The sequence below is a fragment of the Kitasatospora sp. NPDC092039 genome (assembly GCF_044756065.1).
GTDB lineage: Bacteria > Actinomycetota > Actinomycetes > Streptomycetales > Streptomycetaceae > Kitasatospora.
Genome location: NZ_JBIVSD010000004.1, coordinates 77,677 through 96,003, shown reverse-complemented (window position 1 = coordinate 96,003; position 18,327 = coordinate 77,677). Strand labels below are relative to the sequence as shown.

General features: G+C 74.3%; 19 protein-coding genes and 1 riboswitch. Of the genes, 11 read left to right on the top strand and 8 right to left on the bottom strand.

What is annotated here, in order from left to right; translation table 11 throughout:
- Window positions 1-13: 13 nt before the first annotated feature.
- Entirely contained in the window at window positions 14-1,363 is a 1,350-nt protein-coding gene (locus tag ACIQI7_RS10010; protein ID WP_387748887.1) for a class II 3-deoxy-7-phosphoheptulonate synthase, read from the top strand.
- 160 nt (window positions 1,364-1,523) lie between these two features.
- On the top strand, window positions 1,524-1,814 hold the full coding sequence (locus ACIQI7_RS10005; protein ID WP_401107103.1) for a bacterioferritin-associated ferredoxin: 291 nt from the start codon (window positions 1,524-1,526) through the stop codon (window positions 1,812-1,814).
- A gap of 48 nt (window positions 1,815-1,862) precedes the next feature.
- Here ACIQI7_RS10005 and bfr read toward each other — a convergent pair whose 3' ends face one another.
- Window positions 1,863-2,342, bottom strand: coding sequence for a bacterioferritin (gene bfr / locus ACIQI7_RS10000; RefSeq protein ID WP_063347260.1), 480 nt, complete (start codon window positions 2,340-2,342; stop codon window positions 1,863-1,865).
- A 277-nt stretch (window positions 2,343-2,619) separates the two neighbouring features.
- On the opposite strand from bfr, the gene ACIQI7_RS09995 reads away from it, so the two are divergent.
- A complete protein-coding gene (locus tag ACIQI7_RS09995; RefSeq protein ID WP_401107100.1) occupies window positions 2,620-3,249 on the top strand; it encodes a molybdopterin-dependent oxidoreductase in 630 nt (209 codons plus the stop codon).
- Between the two features lie 13 nt (window positions 3,250-3,262).
- Here ACIQI7_RS09995 and pknB read toward each other — a convergent pair whose 3' ends face one another.
- The 4 genes from pknB to thiO all read right to left on the bottom strand — a co-directional run bounded on the left by pknB (window position 3,263) and on the right by thiO (window position 7,379).
- Window positions 3,263-5,041: a Stk1 family PASTA domain-containing Ser/Thr kinase gene (gene pknB, locus ACIQI7_RS09990; RefSeq protein WP_401108000.1), complete on the bottom strand. Its 1,779-nt coding sequence runs from the start codon at window positions 5,039-5,041 to the stop codon at window positions 3,263-3,265.
- Window positions 5,042-5,136: 95 nt separating this feature from the next.
- The gene (locus ACIQI7_RS09985) at window positions 5,137-5,955 is read right to left on the bottom strand and encodes a thiazole synthase (RefSeq protein WP_401107097.1); all 819 of its coding nucleotides are present in this window, start codon (window positions 5,953-5,955) and stop codon (window positions 5,137-5,139) included.
- Between the two features lie 3 nt (window positions 5,956-5,958).
- Window positions 5,959-6,198 carry a sulfur carrier protein ThiS gene (gene thiS, locus ACIQI7_RS09980; RefSeq protein WP_401107094.1) on the bottom strand — a complete coding sequence of 80 codons (240 nt, stop codon included), beginning with the start codon at window positions 6,196-6,198 and terminating at the stop codon, window positions 5,959-5,961.
- Window positions 6,195-7,379: a glycine oxidase ThiO gene (gene thiO, locus ACIQI7_RS09975; protein WP_401107091.1), complete on the bottom strand. Its 1,185-nt coding sequence runs from the start codon at window positions 7,377-7,379 to the stop codon at window positions 6,195-6,197. Before thiO ends, thiS begins: the two co-directional genes overlap by 4 nt.
- Window positions 7,374-7,486: riboswitch (TPP riboswitch) on the bottom strand. Its footprint overlaps the gene before it by 6 nt.
- Window positions 7,487-7,616: 130 nt before the next feature.
- Between thiO and ACIQI7_RS09970 the strand changes: the two genes are divergently transcribed.
- The 3 genes from ACIQI7_RS09970 to thiE are packed head-to-tail and all read left to right on the top strand — an operon-like array spanning window position 7,617 to window position 9,877.
- The gene (locus ACIQI7_RS09970; RefSeq protein WP_401107088.1) at window positions 7,617-8,822 is read left to right on the top strand and encodes an NAD(P)/FAD-dependent oxidoreductase; all 1,206 of its coding nucleotides are present in this window, start codon (window positions 7,617-7,619) and stop codon (window positions 8,820-8,822) included.
- A 42-nt stretch (window positions 8,823-8,864) separates the two neighbouring features.
- On the top strand, window positions 8,865-9,230 hold the full coding sequence (locus ACIQI7_RS09965) for an Rv2175c family DNA-binding protein (RefSeq protein WP_387748901.1): 366 nt from the start codon (window positions 8,865-8,867) through the stop codon (window positions 9,228-9,230).
- The gene (gene thiE, locus ACIQI7_RS09960) at window positions 9,227-9,877 is read left to right on the top strand and encodes a thiamine phosphate synthase (RefSeq protein WP_401107085.1); all 651 of its coding nucleotides are present in this window, start codon (window positions 9,227-9,229) and stop codon (window positions 9,875-9,877) included. Before ACIQI7_RS09965 ends, thiE begins: the two co-directional genes overlap by 4 nt.
- A gap of 43 nt (window positions 9,878-9,920) precedes the next feature.
- On the opposite strand, the gene ACIQI7_RS09955 is transcribed toward thiE, so the two are convergent.
- Window positions 9,921-11,036, bottom strand: coding sequence for a polyprenyl synthetase family protein (locus ACIQI7_RS09955; RefSeq protein ID WP_401107082.1), 1,116 nt, complete (start codon window positions 11,034-11,036; stop codon window positions 9,921-9,923).
- 196 nt (window positions 11,037-11,232) lie between these two features.
- On the opposite strand from ACIQI7_RS09955, the gene metF reads away from it, so the two are divergent.
- Window positions 11,233-12,147, top strand: coding sequence for a methylenetetrahydrofolate reductase [NAD(P)H] (gene metF / locus ACIQI7_RS09950; protein ID WP_401107079.1), 915 nt, complete (start codon window positions 11,233-11,235; stop codon window positions 12,145-12,147).
- Window positions 12,148-12,349: 202 nt separating this feature from the next.
- Window positions 12,350-13,219, top strand: a complete 870-nt coding sequence (locus ACIQI7_RS09945; protein ID WP_401107076.1) for a hypothetical protein — start codon at window positions 12,350-12,352, stop codon at window positions 13,217-13,219.
- Window positions 13,220-13,226: 7 nt separating this feature from the next.
- On the opposite strand, the gene ACIQI7_RS09940 is transcribed toward ACIQI7_RS09945, so the two are convergent.
- Both ACIQI7_RS09940 and ACIQI7_RS09935 read right to left on the bottom strand, forming a co-directional pair.
- On the bottom strand, window positions 13,227-14,744 hold the full coding sequence (locus tag ACIQI7_RS09940) for a phytoene desaturase family protein (RefSeq protein WP_401107073.1): 1,518 nt from the start codon (window positions 14,742-14,744) through the stop codon (window positions 13,227-13,229).
- Between the two features lie 23 nt (window positions 14,745-14,767).
- Complete coding sequence (locus ACIQI7_RS09935) at window positions 14,768-15,367, bottom strand: DUF4126 domain-containing protein (RefSeq protein ID WP_401107070.1); 600 nt, start codon at window positions 15,365-15,367, stop codon at window positions 14,768-14,770.
- Between the two features lie 610 nt (window positions 15,368-15,977).
- On the opposite strand from ACIQI7_RS09935, the gene ACIQI7_RS09930 reads away from it, so the two are divergent.
- From ACIQI7_RS09930 to ACIQI7_RS09920, 3 genes are all read left to right on the top strand, one after another.
- On the top strand, window positions 15,978-16,547 hold the full coding sequence (locus ACIQI7_RS09930; RefSeq protein ID WP_401107998.1) for an SAV_6107 family HEPN domain-containing protein: 570 nt from the start codon (window positions 15,978-15,980) through the stop codon (window positions 16,545-16,547).
- Between the two features lie 111 nt (window positions 16,548-16,658).
- Window positions 16,659-17,411, top strand: a complete 753-nt coding sequence (locus ACIQI7_RS09925) for a methyltransferase domain-containing protein (RefSeq protein ID WP_401107068.1) — start codon at window positions 16,659-16,661, stop codon at window positions 17,409-17,411.
- Between the two features lie 489 nt (window positions 17,412-17,900).
- Window positions 17,901-18,290, top strand: coding sequence for a DUF3040 domain-containing protein (locus ACIQI7_RS09920; RefSeq protein WP_074000911.1), 390 nt, complete (start codon window positions 17,901-17,903; stop codon window positions 18,288-18,290).
- Window positions 18,291-18,327: the final 37 nt, after the last annotated feature.

Here is an 18,327-nt window from a genome sequence, read left to right as displayed (position 1 = left end):
TAGCCTTGGCGGTGTGACCGCTACGACTGAGACATCGAGGGCTGCCCATTCCTGGGAGTCCCTGCCCGCGGCGCAGCAGCCTGAATGGCCGGACCAAGAGGCTCTGCGCAAGACCCTTGCCGAGCTCGCCTCCTATCCGCCGCTCGTCTTCGCCGGCGAGTGCGACCAGCTGCGCGCCCGGCTCGGAGCCGTGGCGCGCGGGGAGGCCTTCCTCCTTCAGGGCGGTGACTGTGCCGAGGCCTTCGACGGCGTCTCGGCGGAGCACATCCGCAACAAGCTGAAGACGCTGCTCCAGATGGCCGCCGTGCTGACGTACGCGGCCTCCGTCCCGGTGGTGAAGGTCGGCCGCATCGCCGGCCAGTACTCCAAGCCGCGCTCCAAGTCGACCGAGACCCGCGACGGCGTGACGCTGCCGGTCTACCGCGGCGACTCGGTGAACGGCTTCGAGTTCACCCCCGAGTCCCGCATCCCGGACCCGGAGCGCCTGAAGCGGATGTACAACGCGTCCGCCGCGACGCTCAACCTGGTGCGCGCGTTCACCACCGGTGGTTACGCGGACCTGCGCCAGGTGCACGCGTGGAACCAGGACTTCGTCCGCAACTCGCCGGCCGGCCAGCGCTACGAGCAGCTCGCCCGGGAGATCGACAACGCCCTGGCGTTCATGAGCGCCTGCGGCGTGGTGCCGGAGGAGTTCAAGGCGGTCGAGTTCTTCTCGTCGCACGAGGCGCTGATCCTCGACTACGAGACCGCGCTGACCCGCGTGGACTCGCGCACCGGCGAGCTGTACGACGTCTCCGGCCACATGGTGTGGATCGGCGAGCGCACCCGCCAGCTGGACCACGCGCACATCGAGTTCGCCTCGAAGATCCGAAACCCGATCGGCGTCAAGCTCGGCCCGACCACCTCGGTGGACGACGCGCTCGCCCTGATCGAGAAGCTGGACCCGGAGCGCGAGCCCGGCCGCCTGACCTTCATTACCCGGATGGGCGCGGGCAAGATCCGCGACCACCTGCCCGGCCTGGTGGAGAAGGTCACCGCCTCCGGCGCCAAGCCGGTGTGGATCTGCGACCCGATGCACGGCAACACCTTCGAGGCCTCCAGCGGGCACAAGACCCGCCGCTTCGACGACGTCCTGGACGAGGTCAAGGGCTTCTTCGAGGTGCACCGCGCGCTCGGCACCCACCCGGGCGGCATCCACGTGGAGCTGACCGGCGACGACGTCACCGAGTGCGTCGGCGGCGGCGACGAGGTCATGGTGGACGACCTGCACCAGCGCTACGAGACGGCCTGCGACCCGCGGCTCAACCGCAGCCAGTCGCTGGACCTGGCGTTCCTGGTGGCGGAGATGTACCGCGGCCAGTAGGCCCGGTGCCCGTCCGATGTGACGAAGGCCCCTCCGGATTCGGGTTTCCCGAGCCCGGAGGGGCTTTTTCGTACCCGTTCCGCCGGGTAAGGTAAGCCTCAGCGAACTAAGGTAGACCTTAGTCAAGATCCACTCCGCTTCACCCCCGGGAGACACCGCGATGTACGTGTGCATGTGCCATGCGGTCACCGAGGACCAGGTGAAGAAGGCGATCGACGGCGGTGCCAACACCCCGCGCCAGATCGCGAAGGGCTGCCGGGCCGGTACGGACTGCGGTTCCTGCGTGCGCCGCATCCAGGCGCTGCTCGGCGAGCACGGTGCCCGCCCCTGCCCGACCGCCCGGCTGGCCGCGAAGCTCGGGCTCGCGGACCCGGGGGCCCCGGAGGTCCCGGCGGAGCCGGCCGGGGAGGCCCGGGGGGCCGCCCCGGTGGTCCCGCTGCGAGCCGCCTGAGCGGTCCGGGCGGCCCGAGCGGCCCCTGAGCGGCCCGGGTGTACGGCCTCAGGACTCCGGCTGCTCGATGACCTGGGCGAGGTAGAGCGCCTCGCCGAGCTTCTCCAGCAGCTCCAGCTGGGTGTCGAGGTAGTCGATGTGGTGCTCCTCGTCGGCCAGGATATCCTCGAAGATGTTCGCCGAGGTGACGTCGTTCTTGGCCCGCATCACCACGATCCCGCGCTTGAGCCGGTCGATCGCCTCGACCTCGATCTGGCGGTCCGCCTCGAACATCTCCTTGACCGTCTGGCCGATCCGGACGTGGAACAGCCGCTGGTAGTTGGGCAGCCCGTCCAGGAACAGGATCCGGTCGGTGAGCGTCTCGGCGTGCTTCATCTCGTCGAAGGACTCGTGCCGGGTGTACTTGGCGAGCTTCGTCCAGCCGAAGTTCTCCTGCATCTTGGCGTGCAGGAAGTACTGGTTGATCGCGGTCAGCTCGGCGGTGAGCTGCTCGTTGAGGAACTCGATGACCTCGGGATCGCCCTGCATGGTGCTGCCTCCTGCGCTCGTGCTGCTGCCGTGAGTCCTGCGTGTGTCCTGCGTTGTCCTGTGCTGGGTCCTGTGCTGGGTCCTGTGCTGGGCATCCTGGCACCGCTTCGGGAGGAAATTCCAGTAAGTTCACACTCACTAGGACATGTGCCGGAATATCCGGTTCATGCCGAAGGGTGTCGGTGGGCGGTCGACCACTGGTCCGTACGGGCGGGGGCGCGAAGCCGTGCAAAGGGGCGCGCGCCGAGGCATGTCCGCCGTCTGTCACCATGGATCCATGGGTCAGTCGAAACACGAACCGCTTCCGCCGCCTGACCCGAGGCTCCCCCCGGGCCAGCGCGCGCAGCGCGGCTGGCCCGCCCTGCACTACGGGCCGGTGCCCCGCTTCAAACCGCTGACCTGGGACCTCCAGGTGTTCGGTGCCACCGCCTCGGCGGAGAAGCACAGCTGGGACTTCGAGGCCTTCAACGCCCTGCCGCGCACCACCGTCGTCGGGGACCTGCACTGCGTGACCAGGTTCTCGGTCCTCGGCAACGAGTGGACGGGCGTGTCGGCCGCCGCCGTGCTCGACCTGGTGCCTCCCGCGCCCGGCGTCACCCACGTCATGGTCTGGGCCGAGTACGGCTACAGCGCCAACCTGCGGCTGGCCGACTTCGCCGACCCGCGCACCCTGCTCGCCACCCACCGCAACGGCGAGGCGCTCACCGCCGAGCACGGCTTCCCGGTCCGGCTGGTGGTGCCGCGGCTGTACGCCTGGAAGGGCCCCAAGTGGGTCCGCGCGGTGGAGTACATGCGGGCCGACCGGCGCGGTTTCTGGGAGGAGCGCGGCTACCACAACCTCGCCGACCCCTGGCGCGAGCAGCGGTACTCCTACCAGGAGGAGCCCGGCGACGGGCCGCTGCGCTGACCCCGTACCGGCCCTAGAACAGCGAGAACTTGACCGTCACCGTGCTGCGCTGCGGGCGCCGCTCGCCCGCCGCCGGGCTCTGGCCGGACGAGGTGACCGCGCCGAACACGTCCCAGCCGCTGGTCTGCATGGTGAAGCCCGCCGCCTGGAGCGCCTTCTGCGCCTCGTCCTTGCTCATCCCGGTGACGTTCGGGACCGGCACCATGCCCTTGCTGACCACCAGCGCGACCGCGGAGTTCTCCTGCAGCAGCTGCCCGGCCGCCGGCGAGCTGCTGATCACCGAACCCTCGGGCACGGTGTCGTCGTAGGTCTCGGTCACCCCGCCCCTGGTCAGCTGGGCGCCGGTCAGAGCCGCGGCGGCGTCGGCGGTGCTCTTGCCGACGAGCTCCGGCACCGCGATCCGCTTGGGGCCCTTGGAGACGGTGACCGTGACGCTGTCGCTCTTGCGGGTGCGCGCGCCCACCCCGGGGTCGGTGGAGATCACCTGCCCGGACGGGACGGACTCGCTGAACACCTCGACGAACCTCCCGTGCAGGCCCGACTTGTCCAGGACCCGCTGCGCCTCGGCCCGGTCCTTGCCGAGCACGCCCGGCACCGAGCCGTACAGCCCCTGGGAGATGCCGTAGGTGGCGCCGCCGATCGCCAGCACGAGGGCGGCCAGCGCGGCCGTCCAGATCAGCGTCCGGCGCGGGAGACGGCGCAGCCGGCCCGGCCGGCGCTGCTGCACCGGGGTCGGCTCGTCGTACGGGCGGGGCTCGGCGAGCAGCTCGTCCATCAGCTCCGGCGGCATGTCCAGCACGCTGGTGCGCTCGGTGGGCGGGGCGTCGGCGGGCCGCGGCAGCGGCTGGATCACCGAGGTCGGCTCGCTGGTGGGGTAGCGAGGGCTGGGCCGGGTGGAGGCCGGCGGCTCGGCGTCCAGCTCGGCCGGGGCGAGGGTGCGGCGGACCCGCTGGAGGGCGGCGAGCAGCTCGACCGCGTCGTGCGGGCGGGCGCCGGCGGACCGGGCGCAGGCGCCGGCGACTATCGCGTCCAGTTCGGGGCCGACGGCGGGGGCGACCAGGGAGGGGGCCGGGACGTCCTCGTGCAGGTGCTTGTACATGACCTGGACGGGGTTGTCGCCGGTGTGCGGGCGGCGGCCGGTGAGCATCTCGTACAGCAGGATGCCGGCCGCGTAGACGTCCACCCGCTGGTCGGTGGCGGCGTCCGGGAGGATCTGCTCGGGGGCCAGGTAGGAGACGGTGCCCATGACCGTGCCGCCGGTGGCGGTGGTGGTCGAGGTGGGCGCGCCGTCGGCGGTGCCGAGTACCCGGACCAGGCCGAAGTCGGCGACCTTGACCAGGCCGCCCTCGGTGATCAGCACGTTCTCGGGCTTGACGTCGCGGTGGACCAGCCCGGCCCGGTGGGCGGCGCCGAGCGCGGCCAGCACCGGCTCCAGCACGTCCAGCGCGGCCCGGACGGACAGCGCGCCGCGGTCGCGCAGCAGGTCCCGCAGGGTGCGGCCGGGCACGTACTCCATGGCGAGGAAGACGTGGCCGCCGTCCGCGCCCTGGTCGAAGACGTTGACCACGTTGGGGTGGCTGAGCTTGGCGACCGCCTTGGCCTCGCGGATGAAGCGGGCGGTGAAGCCCTCGTCGCCGGCCAGCGAGGGGTGCATCACCTTGAGCGCGACGACCCGGTCCAGCCGGGTGTCGGTGCCCCGGTAGACGGTGGACATCCCGCCGGTCGCGACGCGCTGCTCGACCCGGTACCGGTTGTCGAGCAGGGTGCCGATCAGGGGGTCGTGCAGTGCCATGTCCACCCGAGGAGTCTAGTGGCGGCCCCGGCGGCCGGGCCCGGAGGACGTCGCCGCCGGGCCCGGCTGTGCCCGGGTTGTGACACGCGGGCGCGTCAGAACGCGGGGTGCTCGCGGGTGTCCAGGTCGGCCCGGCCGGCCATCGCGGAGGAGGCCTCGGCGTGGAAGCGGCGCGGGATCCGGCCGGCCCGGTGGGCGAGCCGGCCGGCCTCGGCGGCGTGCCGCATCGCCCCGGCCATCAGCACCGGATCCTGAGCCCGGGTCACCGCGGAGGCGAGCATCACCGCGGCGCAGCCCAGCTCCATCGCCAGGGCCACGTCGGAGGCGGTGCCGGCGCCCGCGTCCAGGATCACCGGGACGCCCGCGTTCTCCACGATCAGCTGGAAGTTGTGCGGGTTGCGGATGCCCAGGCCCGAACCGATCGGCGAGCCCAGCGGCATGACGGCCGCGCAGCCGACGTCCTCCAGCCGGCGGGCCAGCACCGGGTCGTCGTTGGTGTACGGCAGGACGGTGAAGCCGTCGTCGACCAGGGTCTCGGCGGCGTCCAGCAGCTCGATCGGGTCGGGCAGCAGGGTGCGCTCGTCGGCGATCACCTCCAGCTTGACCCAGTCGGTGCCGAGCGCCTCGCGGGCCAGCCGGGCGGTCAGCACGGCCTCGCCGGCGGTGAAGCAGCCGGCCGTGTTGGGCAGCACCCGGATGCCGTTGCGGGTCAGCACGTCCAGGACGGAGCCCTGGGTGGAGGCGTCGACCCGGCGCATCGCGACGGTGGTCAGCTCGGTGCCGGAGGCGAGCAGCGCGCGCTCCAGGACCTCCAGGCTGGGGGCGCCGCCGGTGCCCATGATCAGCCGGGAGGAGAAGGCCGTGCCGGCGATGGTGAGGCTGTCCCCATCGGTGGAGAGGAGGGCGTCGGCCATGGTTCAGCCTCCCTGCACGGCGGTGAGGATCTCGATCCGGTCGCCGGTGTTCAGCGCCGTTCCCGGCCACGAACCGCGGGGCACCACGGCCTCGTTGAGCGCGGCGGCGACACCGGTGTTGGCGGCGCTGACGGCGGACACCACCTCGGCGAGGGTGGTCGTGGCGGGCACCCGGCGGGGCTCGCCGTTGACGGTCAGGGCGATCGAGTTCCGGGCGGTCTGGTCGTGGGTGGTCTCGGTCATGCGGAGGCCTTCGTCGTGGAGCGGTCGGGGGAGAAGCGCAGGGGGGTGAACGGCCGTGCGAGCTCGGGGACTTCGCCGGTGGCGAGGTACTCGGCGACCAGGTCGGCGGTCACCGGGGTGAGCAGGACGCCGTTGCGGTAGTGGCCGGTGGCGGCGACCAGCCCGGGCAGCGAGGTCGGGCCCAGCAGCGGGGCGTTGTCCGGCGAGCCGGGGCGCAGCCCGGCCGAGGTCTCCAGCAGCGGGAGTTCGGTGATGCCCGGGACCAACTCGTGCGCGTCGCGGAGGAGTTCGTACACCCCGCCGGCGGTGACGGTGGTGTCGTAGCCCTGCTCCTCGGTGGTCGCGCCGACCACCAGCTCGCCGTTCTCCCGGGGTACCAGGTAGAGGTGCCGGCCGCGGACGACGGCGCGGACGTTGCGGGACAGGAACGGGCGGTAGGCGTCCGGGACGTGCAGCCGCAGCACCTGCCCCTTCACCGGGCGGATCGCGGGCAGCACCCCCTCGGGCAGGCCGGGCAGCCGGTGGCTGTGCGGGCCGGCGGCGAGCACGGTCCGGTCGGCGGTCACGGTCTCGTGGGTGCTCAGGCGGGCGCCGGCCGCCCGGCCGTCGCCGACCAGCAGCTCGACCGCCTCGGCCCGGTGGACCAGGACACCGGCGCGCTCGCAGGCGAGGACCAGGGCCCGGAGCAGCCGGCGGCCGTCCACCTGGTGGTCCTCGGCCACGTGCAGGCCGCCGCGCACGCCGGGGGCGAGCATCGGCTCCAGCCTGCGGGCCTCCCGGCCGGTCAGCCAGGCCGAGTCCAGGCCGAGCCGCTGGTGGAAGGCGTGCAGTTCGCGCAGTTCCTCGCGGTCGTCGGAGTCCAGCGCGACGGCGAGCGTGCCGCACCGGCGGTAACCGGTGTCCTGGCCGCCGCTCGCCTCGGTGAGTTCGGCGGCGAAGGCCGCGTACCGCTCGTTCGAGGCCATCCCGAGGCGCAGCAGCGGCTCCTCGCCGTACTGCAGCTCGGTGACCGGGGCGAGCATCCCGGCCGCGACCTGGGCCGCGCCGCCACCGGGGGAGGGGTCGACCACGACCACGTTCCGCAGGCCGCGCTGGGCGGCGCGCCAGGCGACGGCGAGGCCGATGATCCCCCCGCCGATCACCAGCACGTCGGCGTGGGCGCCCGATGGCAAGCGTGACAAGGCTGCTCTTCTCCCTTCGCCGGTATGACCCGGATCAGGTTCGGACGGTCGCAGGCCGTGTCAGCCCGCCTCTCAGCCCGGTACGCCGGGCTCCCGTGTGGTGTTCCCACCTTAACGCCGGGGGTCGTCCCGGCCGAAGGCGCGTACGAGGCGTGGACGGGGGTGGGACGGTGGGGTGGGACAGCGGGGGGCGGCGGGGCGGGACGGCCCGCGGCCGCCGGCCGGCGGCTGAGTACAGTGACGGGCGTGGCAGAGCTGAGCGGAACGGATCGGGTGGTCGTCGTCGGAGCCGGGCTGGCCGGGGCGCAGTGCGCGCTGAAGCTGCGGCAGGGCGGCTGGCGGGGGCGGATCGCCCTGGTCGGCGAGGAGCCGCACGCGCCGTACGACCGGCCGCCGCTCTCCAAGGACGTGCTGCTCGGCAAGACCGACTCCACGGCTCTGGACATCGACTACGGGCAGCTCGGCATCGAGCTGCTCACCGGCCGCCGCGCCACCGGCCTGACCCCCGGCGTGCTGCACACCGACGGCGGCGACCTCCCGTACGGCTCGCTGGTGATCGCCACCGGCGCCGTCCCGCGCGCACTGCCCGGCGCCGAACGGGCGCACCTGCTGCACACCCTGGACGACGCCCTGGCGCTGCGCGCGCTGCTGCGCCCCGGGCTGCGGCTGGTGCTGGTCGGCGCGGGCTGGATCGGCGCCGAGGTGGCCACCGCGGCCCGCGCGGCGGGCTGTGCGGTGACGGTGGTCGAGGCCGGTCCGGCGCCGCTGCCCGGCGCGCTGCCGACGGGGATCGGTTCGGCGATGGCCGCCTGGTACGCCGGGGCCGGGGTCGACCTGCGCTGCGGGGTCGGCGTGGCCGCCGTCGAGCCCGGCGCGGTGCTGCTGGCGGACGGCTCCCACCTGCCCGCCGACGAGGTGGTGGTCGGCATCGGGGCCCGCCCGGCGACCGGCTGGCTGGCCGGCTCGGGGGTCGAGCTGGACCCGACCGGCGCCGTCGTGGTGGACGGGCGGCTGCGCACCTCGGTGCCCGGCGTCTTCGCGGCGGGCGACTGCGTCAGCTACCCCTCGGCCCGGGCCGGGGCCCGGCTGGCCGTCCAGCACTGGGACCACGCCCTGCAGTCCGGCGAGGCGGTGGCCGCCGCCGTGCTGGGCGCGGACGGGCCGGCCTACGACCCGGTGCCGTACTTCTGGTCCGAGCAGTTCGGGCGGATGGTCCAGTACGCCGGCCGGCACGCCGACGGCGACGAGCTGGTCCGGCGCGGCGACCCGCGGGACGCCGACTGGTCGGTGCTCTGGCTGCGCGACGGCGTGCCCAGCGCGCTGCTGACCGTGGACCGGCCGCGCGACCTCACCCAGGGGCGCCGGCTGATCGAGCGCGGCACCGCGCTGGATCCGGTCCGCGCGGCCGACCCGGCGGTGCCGCTGAAGGCGGCCACGGCGTAGGGCCGTGTGCGCGGGAGGCGTCCGAGGTGGCAGTCTGGTGCCGTGAGCGAGATCGATGCCAAGACTGAAGCCCTGGTCCCCGAGTGGCTGTACCTGCCCGACATCTCCGAGAAGTGGGGTGTGCTGGTCACCGAGGTCCGCAACATGGTCAAGAAGGGTGACCTGATCGCGGTCCGCCGCGGCCCCAACAAGTCCCTGCAGGTCCCGGCCGCCTTCATCGACGAGGACGGCCCGGTCAAGCACCTGGTCGGGCTGCTGACCGTGCTGCGGGACAGCGGGTTCTCCGACGACGAGATCATCGCGTGGATGTTCACCGAGGACGAGTCGCTGCCCGGCACCCCGGTGCAGGCGCTGTGGGAGAACCGGGCGACCGAGGTCAAGCGCCGCGCCCAGGCCATGGCGCTGTGACCACCGACCCGCGCGCCCGGCTCGCCGACGCCCGGCTGTACCTGTGCACCGACGCCCGCCGCGAGCAGGGCGACCTCGCCGAGTTCCTGGACGCGGCGCTGGCGGGCGGGGTGGACATCGTCCAGCTGCGCGACAAGGGCCTGGAGGCCAAGCAGGAGCTGGAGGCCCTGGAGGTCTTCGCCGACGCCTGCCGCCGGCACGGCAAGCTGCTGGCCGTCAACGACCGCGCCGACGTCGCCCACGCGGCCCGGCCGGACGTGCTGCACCTCGGCCAGGACGACCTGCCGGTGCCCGCCGCCCGGGCGATCCTCGGCGAGGACGTGCTGATCGGCCGTTCCTGCCACGCCGAGTCCGAGGTGGACGCGGCGGTCGCCGAGCCCGGCGTGGACTACTTCTGCACCGGTCCGGTCTGGCCGACCCCGACCAAGCCGGGCCGCCCGGCGCCGGGCCTCGGCCTGGTCTCGTACGCGGCGAGGCAGGCCACCGACCGGCCGTGGTTCGCGATCGGCGGGATCGACCTCGGCAACCTGGACGAGGTGCTGGCGGCCGGTGCCCGCCGGATCGTCGTGGTGCGGGCCGTCACCGCCGCGGCGGACCCGCGGGCGGCCGCCGCCGAGCTGTCCCGCCGGGTGCGCGCGGCGCTCTGACCGACCCGGTCCGCAGGACCCCGCCCGAGGCCGTCGCCGTCCGTCAGTACTTGCGGACGGTGGCGGCCTCGGCCAGTGCCAGCAGCACCGTACGGGCCCGCTCGTCGGCGAGCGGCGCGGCCTCCAGCGCGGCCAGCGACTGGCGCATCAGCGCCTCGATCCGGCGCTCCACCAGCTCCGGCGCGCCGCTGCGGGCGACCAGCTCGCGCAGCCCGGCGACCTCCGGGGCGGCCAGGTCCGGCGCGCCGAGCCGCTCGTCCAGGTGCCGGGCGTCGGCGGCCGGCAGGCCCCGCATCGCGTGCGCGACCAGCAGGGTGCGCTTGCCCTCGCGCAGGTCGTCCCCGGCGGGCTTGCCGGTGACGGCCGGGTCCCCGAAGACGCCGAGCAGGTCGTCGCGCAACTGGAAGGCCTCGCCGAGCGGCAGGCCGAACGCCCCGAGCGCCTCGACCAGCTCCGGCTCCGCGCCGGCCAGCAGCGCCCCGACCTGGAGCGGCCGCTCGATGGTGTACTTCGCGGACTTGTAGTGCAGTACGGTCCGGGCCCGGTCCAGCGCGCCCTCGTCCGTCGAGTCGCCGGCCACCGGCTCCAGCACGTCCAGGTACTGGCCGAGCATGACCTCGGTGCGCATCAGGTCGAACGCCGGCTTGGCGGCGAGGACGGCGGCGGGCTCCAGGCCGGAGCGCAGGAACAGTTCGTCGCACCAGATCAGCAGCAGGTCGCCGAGCAGCACCGCGGCCGAGGTGCCGTACTGCTCGCGGTCGCCGCGCCAGCCGTTGTCGCGGTGCAGCGCCTCGAAGCGGCGGTGGACCGAGGGCAGGCCGCGGCGGGTGTCGCTGCGGTCCATCAGGTCGTCGTGCACCAGGGCGCTCGCCTGGAGCAGCTCCAGGGCGGCGGCCGCGTTGGCGACCGCCTCACCGGTGGCGCCCCCGGCCGGGCCGCCGGCGGCGCGCCAGCCCCAGTAGCAGAAGGCCGGACGCAGCCGCTTGCCGCCGTCCAGCAGGAAGTCGCGCAGCGCGTCGGCGGCGGGGACCAGCTGGGGCGAGATCTTGGCGAGCAGCACGGACTGGCCGTCCATGAACGCGGCGAGCGCCGCGTTGACGCGGGTGCGGACGTCCTCCACGTCGATGGGGTTGGCCGGCCGGGTGCTGGACGAGGTCACGATGGGGCTCCGCTGGTTGTCTGGGGTGCAGCAAGCGTAGCGGTGCGGCTGGGAACGGGTGTGCGAGCGGCCCCGCCGGGGGTGCGGGGGAGGTGCCGTGAGCCGTTCCGAACGGAAACGGAACATCGTCCATCAGTTGTCTCAATAGATGGAATCCAGCTGTCCGGCCCCTTCGAAGGCCCGATAGCCTGCCAGCATGGCACTCGGAATCGCTTCCACGAGAACGGATCGCGCACTGACGGTGCGCGAACTCCTGGCGGCCGGTAAGCGCTCCTTCTCCTTCGAGTTCATGCCGCCGCGCACCGAGGTCGGCGAGCAGAGGCTCTGGGACGCCATCCGGCGGCTCGAACCGCTCGACCCCAACTTCGTCTGCATGACGTACGGCGCCGGCGGCTCCTCGCGCGAGCGCACCGTCAACATGGTCGGCCGGATCGCCACCGAGACCACCCTGACCCCGGTCGCCCACCTCACCGCGGTGGACCACTCGATCGCCGAGCTGCGCAACATCATCGGCCAGTACGCCGACCAGGGCGTGCGGAACGTCCTCGCGGTCCGCGGCGACCCGCCCGGCGACCCGATGGGCGAGTGGGTCAAGCACCCCGAGGGCGTCACCTACGCGTACGAGCTGGTGGAGCTGATCAAGGGCATCGGCGACTTCTGCGTCGGCGTCGCCGCCTCGCCGAACATGCACCCGCGCTCGACCGACTGGGACGAGGACATCCGGCACTTCGTGGCGAAGATCCGCTCCGGGGCCGACTACGCGATCACCCAGATGTTCTTCGAGGTGGACGACTACCTGCGGCTGCGCGACCGGGTGACGGCCGCCGGCTGCGAGACGCCGATCATCCCGGAGATCATGCCGGTCACCAACGCCAAGCAGCTGGAGCGGTTCCCGCAGCTCAGCGGCTCGGCCTTCCCCGCCGAGCTGGAGGCCCGCCTGCGGGCGGCCATCGACGACCCGGCGGCGCTGCGGGCCGTCGGCATGGAGCACGCCACGGCGATGGCCGAGCGCCTCCTCGCCGAGGGCGCGCCCGGTCTGCACTTCATCACGCTGAACCACTCGACGGCGACGCTGGAGATCTACCAGAACCTGGGGCTGCACCAGCGGTAGGCCCGCTTCCGGGCCGTCTCCGGACGTTCTTCGGCAGGCGTTCACGAGCCCGTCACCGTACCGACGGTGGCGGGCTCGGTCGTGTGCGGCCGGTGTCCGGCGGCGGTGGGAACGCGATGCGGTACCCGGGCCGTTGAACCGGTACAGTCGCCGCACACGCGCGGCGCACACGCGCGGGTACGCGACTGGAGGTAGCGGGCGGATGGGCATCGGATACCTGCTGCTGTACGCCGCGTTGGCGGTGGTGGCGCTCTGGCTGGTCGCGGAGGTGCTGCTGCAGAACCGGGCGCCGCTGCACTGGCGCGTGCTGGCCCTGGCCGGCTTCCTCGGGGTGGCCGCCGGGATGGTCCTCGGATCCGTCGTGGTGATCGGGGCGGGCGCCGCGCTGTTCGCGGTCGGTCAGGCCTTCGTCACCCTCTCGGTCAAGCGCGGCTACCGGACCGGCTGGTCCCTGCGGAAGCGCGACGGCAGCCTGCCCGGCCCGCTCGCCAAGGTGCCGCTGCTCGGCGCCCTCACCGGCGGCGGCGCCGCGGTGGCGGCCGTCGCCGCCGCCCGCGAGCGGGTCGGCGAGGTCAGCCCCGTCGAGGAGACCCCGGCCCCGGCCCCCGCGCCGGTGGCCGACGAGGTGCCCGAGGTCGAGCAGACCGCCGCCTTCGAGATGCAGGAGCTCGCCCAGGACGGCGTCTACGCCCCCGCGTACTACGAGCAGCAGCAGCCGCAGCTCGAGCAGCAGCCCCAGGACCCGTACGCCGCCGCCTACCAGGCCGGCTACGACCAGCAGCAGTGGCAGACCCAGCAGCAGCCCGCCTACGCCTACGACCAGCAGCAGGCCTACGGCGGCGGCTACCCCCAGCACCAGCAGGACCCGTACGGGGGCTACCAGCAGCAGGACCAGTACGCGGCCTACCAGCAGCCCCAGCACCAGCAGCACCAGCAGGCCTGGGACCCGAACGCCCAGCCCCAGCAGCAGTGGCAGCCCCAGCCCGACCAGCAGCACATCCAGGGCATCCCGCAGCAGCCGGTGTACGACCAGAACGGCTACCAGCAGCAGAACACCTGGCACCAGGGCTGAGCAGGCCCTACGCCGGGCCGATCAGCCCGGCGGTGATGCAGGCCGACATGCCGACCCGGGCGAGTCCGCCGCCGGGGTGGGCGTTGCCGCCGACCAGGTAGAGGCCGGGGACGGGGGACTCGTTCGCGGCGTGCAGCCCCGCGTACGAACCGGCGAGCACCGGGCGGGCGACCGAGCCGAACAGCGCGCCGGTCTCCCGGCGGGTGTCCTCCGGGGTCCGCACGACCTGCCACAGCACCCGTTCGCGCAGGCCCAGGCCGGCCGCGTCCACGTGGGCGAGCAACCGGTCGGCGTAGCGGTCGGCGACACCGGGGGCGGTCCAGTCGACGTCCTCCTCCTGGGCCGGGACGGTCGCGGTCAGCACCACGCTCTCGTGGGCGTCGTCCGGCCGCAGGGACGGGTCGTCCGGGCGCAGCACCTGCACGGTGGGGCGCTCGCACAGCGGCGCCGAGTGGGTGAGGGCGTTCTCCTCGGCGGCCGGGTCGGCCGCGTGCACCACCGTCCGGTGCACCGTCCCCTCGGGCCGGGGCCCGCGCAGGGCGAGCAGCACGCTGAACCGGCCGGGCACCTCGAACGGCTCCCATTCCCCGGCCGGCAGCCCGGGCCACTCGGCGATGCCGTGGCGGAACAGCGCGCCGGTGTCCATCGCGGAGACCACCAGGTCCGCGTCGATCCGGCCGTCCGCCGTCTCGACCCCGGCCGCCCGGCCGCCCTCGACGACCACCCGGGTGACCGGGGTGTCGAAGCGGAACTCCACCTTGCGCAGTTCGCACCGCCGGAACACCGCGTCCGCGAGGGCCCGCAGACCGCCCCGGACGTACCAGACGCCGAAGGACTGCTCCATGTACGGCAGCACGGCGGCCCCGGCCGGGGCCTGGCCGGGCAGGAGGCCGTGCCGCAGCGCGGGCTCGCCCAGCAGGGCGGTCAGGCCGGGGTGGCCGCCGAGCTGCCGCCGGGCCACGTCGTCGAGGGTCCACGGGACGGGCTTGCGCAGCCGGGCCAGGCCGGTGCGCGGCGGGACGGGGTACGGGTCGGTGTCCACCCGGGCCCGGCCCGCGGGGGACGGCACGCCGAGGTCGGCCGGCAGCGCCTCCTCCAGCAGCGGGCGGCGGGTGGCCTCCCAGACCGTCCGGCCGTGGTTCATCACCGCGCTCCAGCGGGCGCCGGACCCGGCCCCGAAGGCGGCGTCCAGCGCCTGGCTGACACCGCCGCGGGAGGCGTTCGGCAGGGTGACGGCGGTGCCGTCGGGGAACAGGTGCCGGCTCTCCGGGTCGACCGGGGCCAGCTCGACCAGCTGCTCCAGCGGCTCCTTGCCGGTCTTCAGCGCGAGGTCGCGGTAGACCGCCGGGAGGGTGAGCAGACCGGGTCCGGTGTCGAAGGCGAAACCGTCGCGCTCGTACCTCCCGACCATGCCCCCGTAGGTGCCGCTCGCCTCGCAGACCGTCACCCGGTGACCGAGGGTCGCCAGCCGGGAGGCCGCCGCGAGCCCGCTCATTCCTGCGCCGATGATGACGATCCGTGCCATGGCACCTGATCCTAGGACGATCCTTACGCCACTCCCGCCGCCCGGGCGGCCCGGCGTTCGCGGCGGCGGGCCCGGAAGGCGCGGATCCTGCTCACCGCCAGCCGGACCAGCAGCAGGCCGGCGGCCAGGACCACGGCGGCGACCGTGGCGGCCAGCCAGGGGTGGAAGATCGCCAGGGTGACCAGGCCGGCCACCGAGAGGTCCTCCGCCATGCTGACCACGATGTTGCTGGCCGGCTCGGGCGAGGTGTTGACCGCCATCCGCAGCGAGGCCTTCACCAGGTGGCTGACCAGCGCCGAGGCGCCGCCCATCGCGCCGGCCGCGACCTCGCCCAGCGAGCCGGGGTCGTTGTCCGCGATCAGCACGCCGACGGTGGCACCGGCGACCGGCCGGATCACCGTGTGCACCACGTCCCAGACGCTGTCCACGTACGGGATCTTGTCGGCCACCGCCTCCAGCGCGAACAGCACGCCGGCCACGACCAGCACGTCCGTGCGCTCCAGCGCCCGCGGCACCGACTCCGCGTCGGCGAACCTGCCCAGCAGGCCGAGCAGCAGCACCACCGCGTAGGCGTTGATGCCGCTGGCCAGTCCGCTGGTGAAGATCAGCGGCAGGACCGTCATCGCGTCCCCCTCCTCGTCATGGCATCCCCCTCGTCCTCCGGTGGGGCCGGTTCCGCCCGGCTCCGCCGTACCGTACCGGCACCCGGGACGCCGTGGACGCACGTCGCGGTTCCGGTGGCGGGCCGGGCGGCGCGGACTGAGTACGGATACTCAGATCCGCGGTTGAGTACCTCAGCGGATGGCCGTCGACCTGCGGAGACGGGAGAGTGGTGGCACCCGGGAGGGCGGCGCGTCGGGCGCCGGCCCACCCGGGCGGCGGATCCGTCCGTCCCCCGGCCGCGAACGACGGGGGAGGCGGTGGACGGACCGCCACGGGGCTGGTCACGGTCCCCGCACCGCCGGCACGGGGCGGCGGAGCGGACCGGGGGGAGCCGGCCACGGGGGGAGTTCGCCTCCGCCGACCACGGGGGAACGGCGGAGCGACGGCACGGCGGCGGCGCGGAACCGGGGGAGTCCCGCGCCCGCCGCCGCTACGCCGTTTCCGGCCCCTTTCGGCGGTCGCGGACGGCCTGGCCGGAATTGCCCGACGGATTGTCAGTGGTGCCGTTCACGATGGAAGGGCACGGACCGCCCGGTCCGCGCGCTGCCTCGGAAGGGGGAGACCATGACCATCAGCCATCCTGAGCCCGTCACCGCCCGCCTCCGCTCCGCCGCCCTGCCGCACCTGCCGGGTCCGTCCGTCGGACGCCCCGCCGGATCGGACGTCCACCCGGTGCTGCGCCGGGTCGGCGCGCCGCCGGCCGCCCTCGACCTGCTCGCCGACGCCCACCGCACCCTCGCCCGGGCCCGCGCCCTGGAGGATCCGCTGGAGCGCTACGCCACCGCCCACCTGGCCGCGCTGCGCACGGTGGCCGCCGTCCTGGCGGTGCGCGGCCGCCCGGAGAAGAGCCCGCGCCGGCGCAAGGCCATCCGCAGCGCCTGGGAGGTCTTGCCCGAGGTGGCCCCGGAGCTCGCCGAGTGGGCGCTCTACTACGGGGCCGGCGCCCGCCGCCGGGCCGCCGCCGAGGCCGGGATCAGGGGCGCCGCCTCGGCCCGCGACGCCGACGACCTGATCCGCAACTCCGCGCTCTTCCTGCGCCTGGTCGAACGGCTGCTCGGCCTGCACGCCGAGCCGCCCCCGCCCCGGCTGCCGCTGGACGGCGACGAGCCGCCGGGCGGGACCGGGGCCGCCGCCGGGTGAGGGCGGGGCCGCCGCCGGGCCGGTCAGGGCCCGTGGCCCGGCGGTGATCCGGGGGACAGGCTCTAAGGTGGAGGCATCCTGATCGAACTGCACGTGCCAAGGAGCCCCACCTTGTACCCGACGCGTCCCCGCAGTGCCCTGCGTACCGCCGTGGTGTGGGAGGTGGTCCGGGCGGCCCTGGAGAAGCGGTCGGCCGAGCTGGACCAGCCGGTGCTCGACGTGGTCGACACCGGCGGCGGCACCGGGAACTTCGCGGTGCCGGTCGCCAGGCTCGGCCACCGCGTCACCGTGGTCGACCCGAGCCCGGACGCCCTGTTCGCCCTGGAGCGCCGGGCCGCCGAGGCCGGGGTGACGGACCTGGTGCGGGCCGTCCAGGGCGACACCCAGACCCTGCCCGAGCTGGTCGCGGCCGGCAGCGTGGACGCGGTGCTCTGCCACGGCGTGCTGGAGGTCGTGGACGACCCGGCCGAGGCCCTCGGCAGCCTGGCCGGCACCCTGCGCAAGGGCGGCGTGGTCAGCCTGCTGGCGGCCAACCGCAACGGCGCCGTGCTGGCCCGCGCGCTGGCCGGCCACTTCACCGAGGCCCGCACCGTGCTCTCCGCCGCCGACGGCCGCTGGGGCGAGCAGGACCCGATGCCGCGCCGCTTCACCGGCGAGGAGCTGGGCCGGCTGGCCCAGGCCGCGGGCCTGCGGGTGGAGTCGGTGCACGGGGTGCGGGTCTTCTCCGACCTCGTCCCCGGTGTGCTGGTGGACACCGAGCCGGGCGCGCTGGAGGCGCTGCTGAAGCTGGAGGAGGCCGCCGCCGCGCAGCCCGCCTTCCACGCCGTGGCGACCCAGCTGCACCTGCTGGCCACCCTGGCCTGAGGCGCCCCTCCCGACCCGCGCGCCCCTTCACGAACCCTTCCGCCGTCGTGCGGATTCCGCGCACACCGGACGCCGGCCGTTCGCGCCCCGGAGGCCCCCCGTTCCCCGGTCCGTACGCCGTCCGTACGCCGTCCGCGCGCCGGTCGGTCCCCTGCCGGGCGCGCCGCCCGGCGGGGGACCTGCCCAGGTCCAGGACCATTCCATCCGATCGGGCACTTGTCCGGGGCGTGGCGCGTTGACACCGGTGCGGCCGTCCCCGCTCGAAGTGGCCTGCCCCACGCGGCACAGACCACCCCGTATCGGGCCCACGGACCGTATGATCTGGGTAAAGCCGGAAAGCATGACAGCCGGACGCGTGGGGCATATGGACGACACGGGCCGGGTCCCCCGCACGGGCGTCCGACCGTGTGCCCACGGCTGATTGGACTTGCCCCCCCGACCGGGGTGGGCGGACCGGTCGCGACCGCGACCGACGAGTAGGAGGACTCCGTGCCGCTCTCGGAGCACGAGCAGCGACTGCTCGACCAGATGGAGCGAGCGCTGTATGCCGAAGATCCCAAATTCGCGTCTGCGCTTGAGGGGACCGGGCTGCGCACCTACACCCGTCGGCGGGTCTACCTGGCCGTCGCCGGCTTCGTGGTGGGCATCGGCCTGCTGATGGGCGGCATGGTCGTGCCGGACCAGATCTGGGTCAGCGTCGTGGGCTTCCTGGTGATGCTCGGCTGCGCGGTGTTCGCCGTGACCGGCTGGCGCCGCGGGCCCGCGGGCCAGGGCGCCGGCGCCCGCCCGGCCGCCGCCCCGCGCCGCAAGGCCGGGATGATGGACCGGGTCGAGCAGCGCTGGCAGCGCCGCAGGGACGAGCAGACCGGGGGCTTCTGAGCCGCTCGGCCACCTGCGCACGAGGCCCCACCTACGT

What these genes read in the sequence shown, in the direction of transcription:
- ACIQI7_RS10005 (WP_401107103.1), top strand. Translation starts at nt 1,524, where the DNA reads ATGTACGTGTGCATGTGCCATGCGGTCACCGAGGACCAGGTGAAGAAG.
- bfr (WP_063347260.1), bottom strand. Translation starts at nt 2,342, where the DNA reads ATGCAGGGCGATCCCGAGGTCATCGAGTTCCTCAACGAGCAGCTCACC.
- ACIQI7_RS09995 (WP_401107100.1), top strand. Translation starts at nt 2,620, where the DNA reads ATGGGTCAGTCGAAACACGAACCGCTTCCGCCGCCTGACCCGAGGCTC.
- pknB (WP_401108000.1), bottom strand. Translation starts at nt 5,041, where the DNA reads ATGGCACTGCACGACCCCCTGATCGGCACCCTGCTCGACAACCGGTAC.
- ACIQI7_RS09985 (WP_401107097.1), bottom strand. Translation starts at nt 5,955, where the DNA reads ATGGCCGACGCCCTCCTCTCCACCGATGGGGACAGCCTCACCATCGCC.
- thiS (WP_401107094.1), bottom strand. Translation starts at nt 6,198, where the DNA reads ATGACCGAGACCACCCACGACCAGACCGCCCGGAACTCGATCGCCCTG.
- metF (WP_401107079.1), top strand. Translation starts at nt 11,233, where the DNA reads ATGGCACTCGGAATCGCTTCCACGAGAACGGATCGCGCACTGACGGTG.
- ACIQI7_RS09945 (WP_401107076.1), top strand. Translation starts at nt 12,350, where the DNA reads ATGGGCATCGGATACCTGCTGCTGTACGCCGCGTTGGCGGTGGTGGCG.
- ACIQI7_RS09940 (WP_401107073.1), bottom strand. Translation starts at nt 14,744, where the DNA reads ATGGCACGGATCGTCATCATCGGCGCAGGAATGAGCGGGCTCGCGGCG.
- ACIQI7_RS09935 (WP_401107070.1), bottom strand. Translation starts at nt 15,367, where the DNA reads ATGACGGTCCTGCCGCTGATCTTCACCAGCGGACTGGCCAGCGGCATC.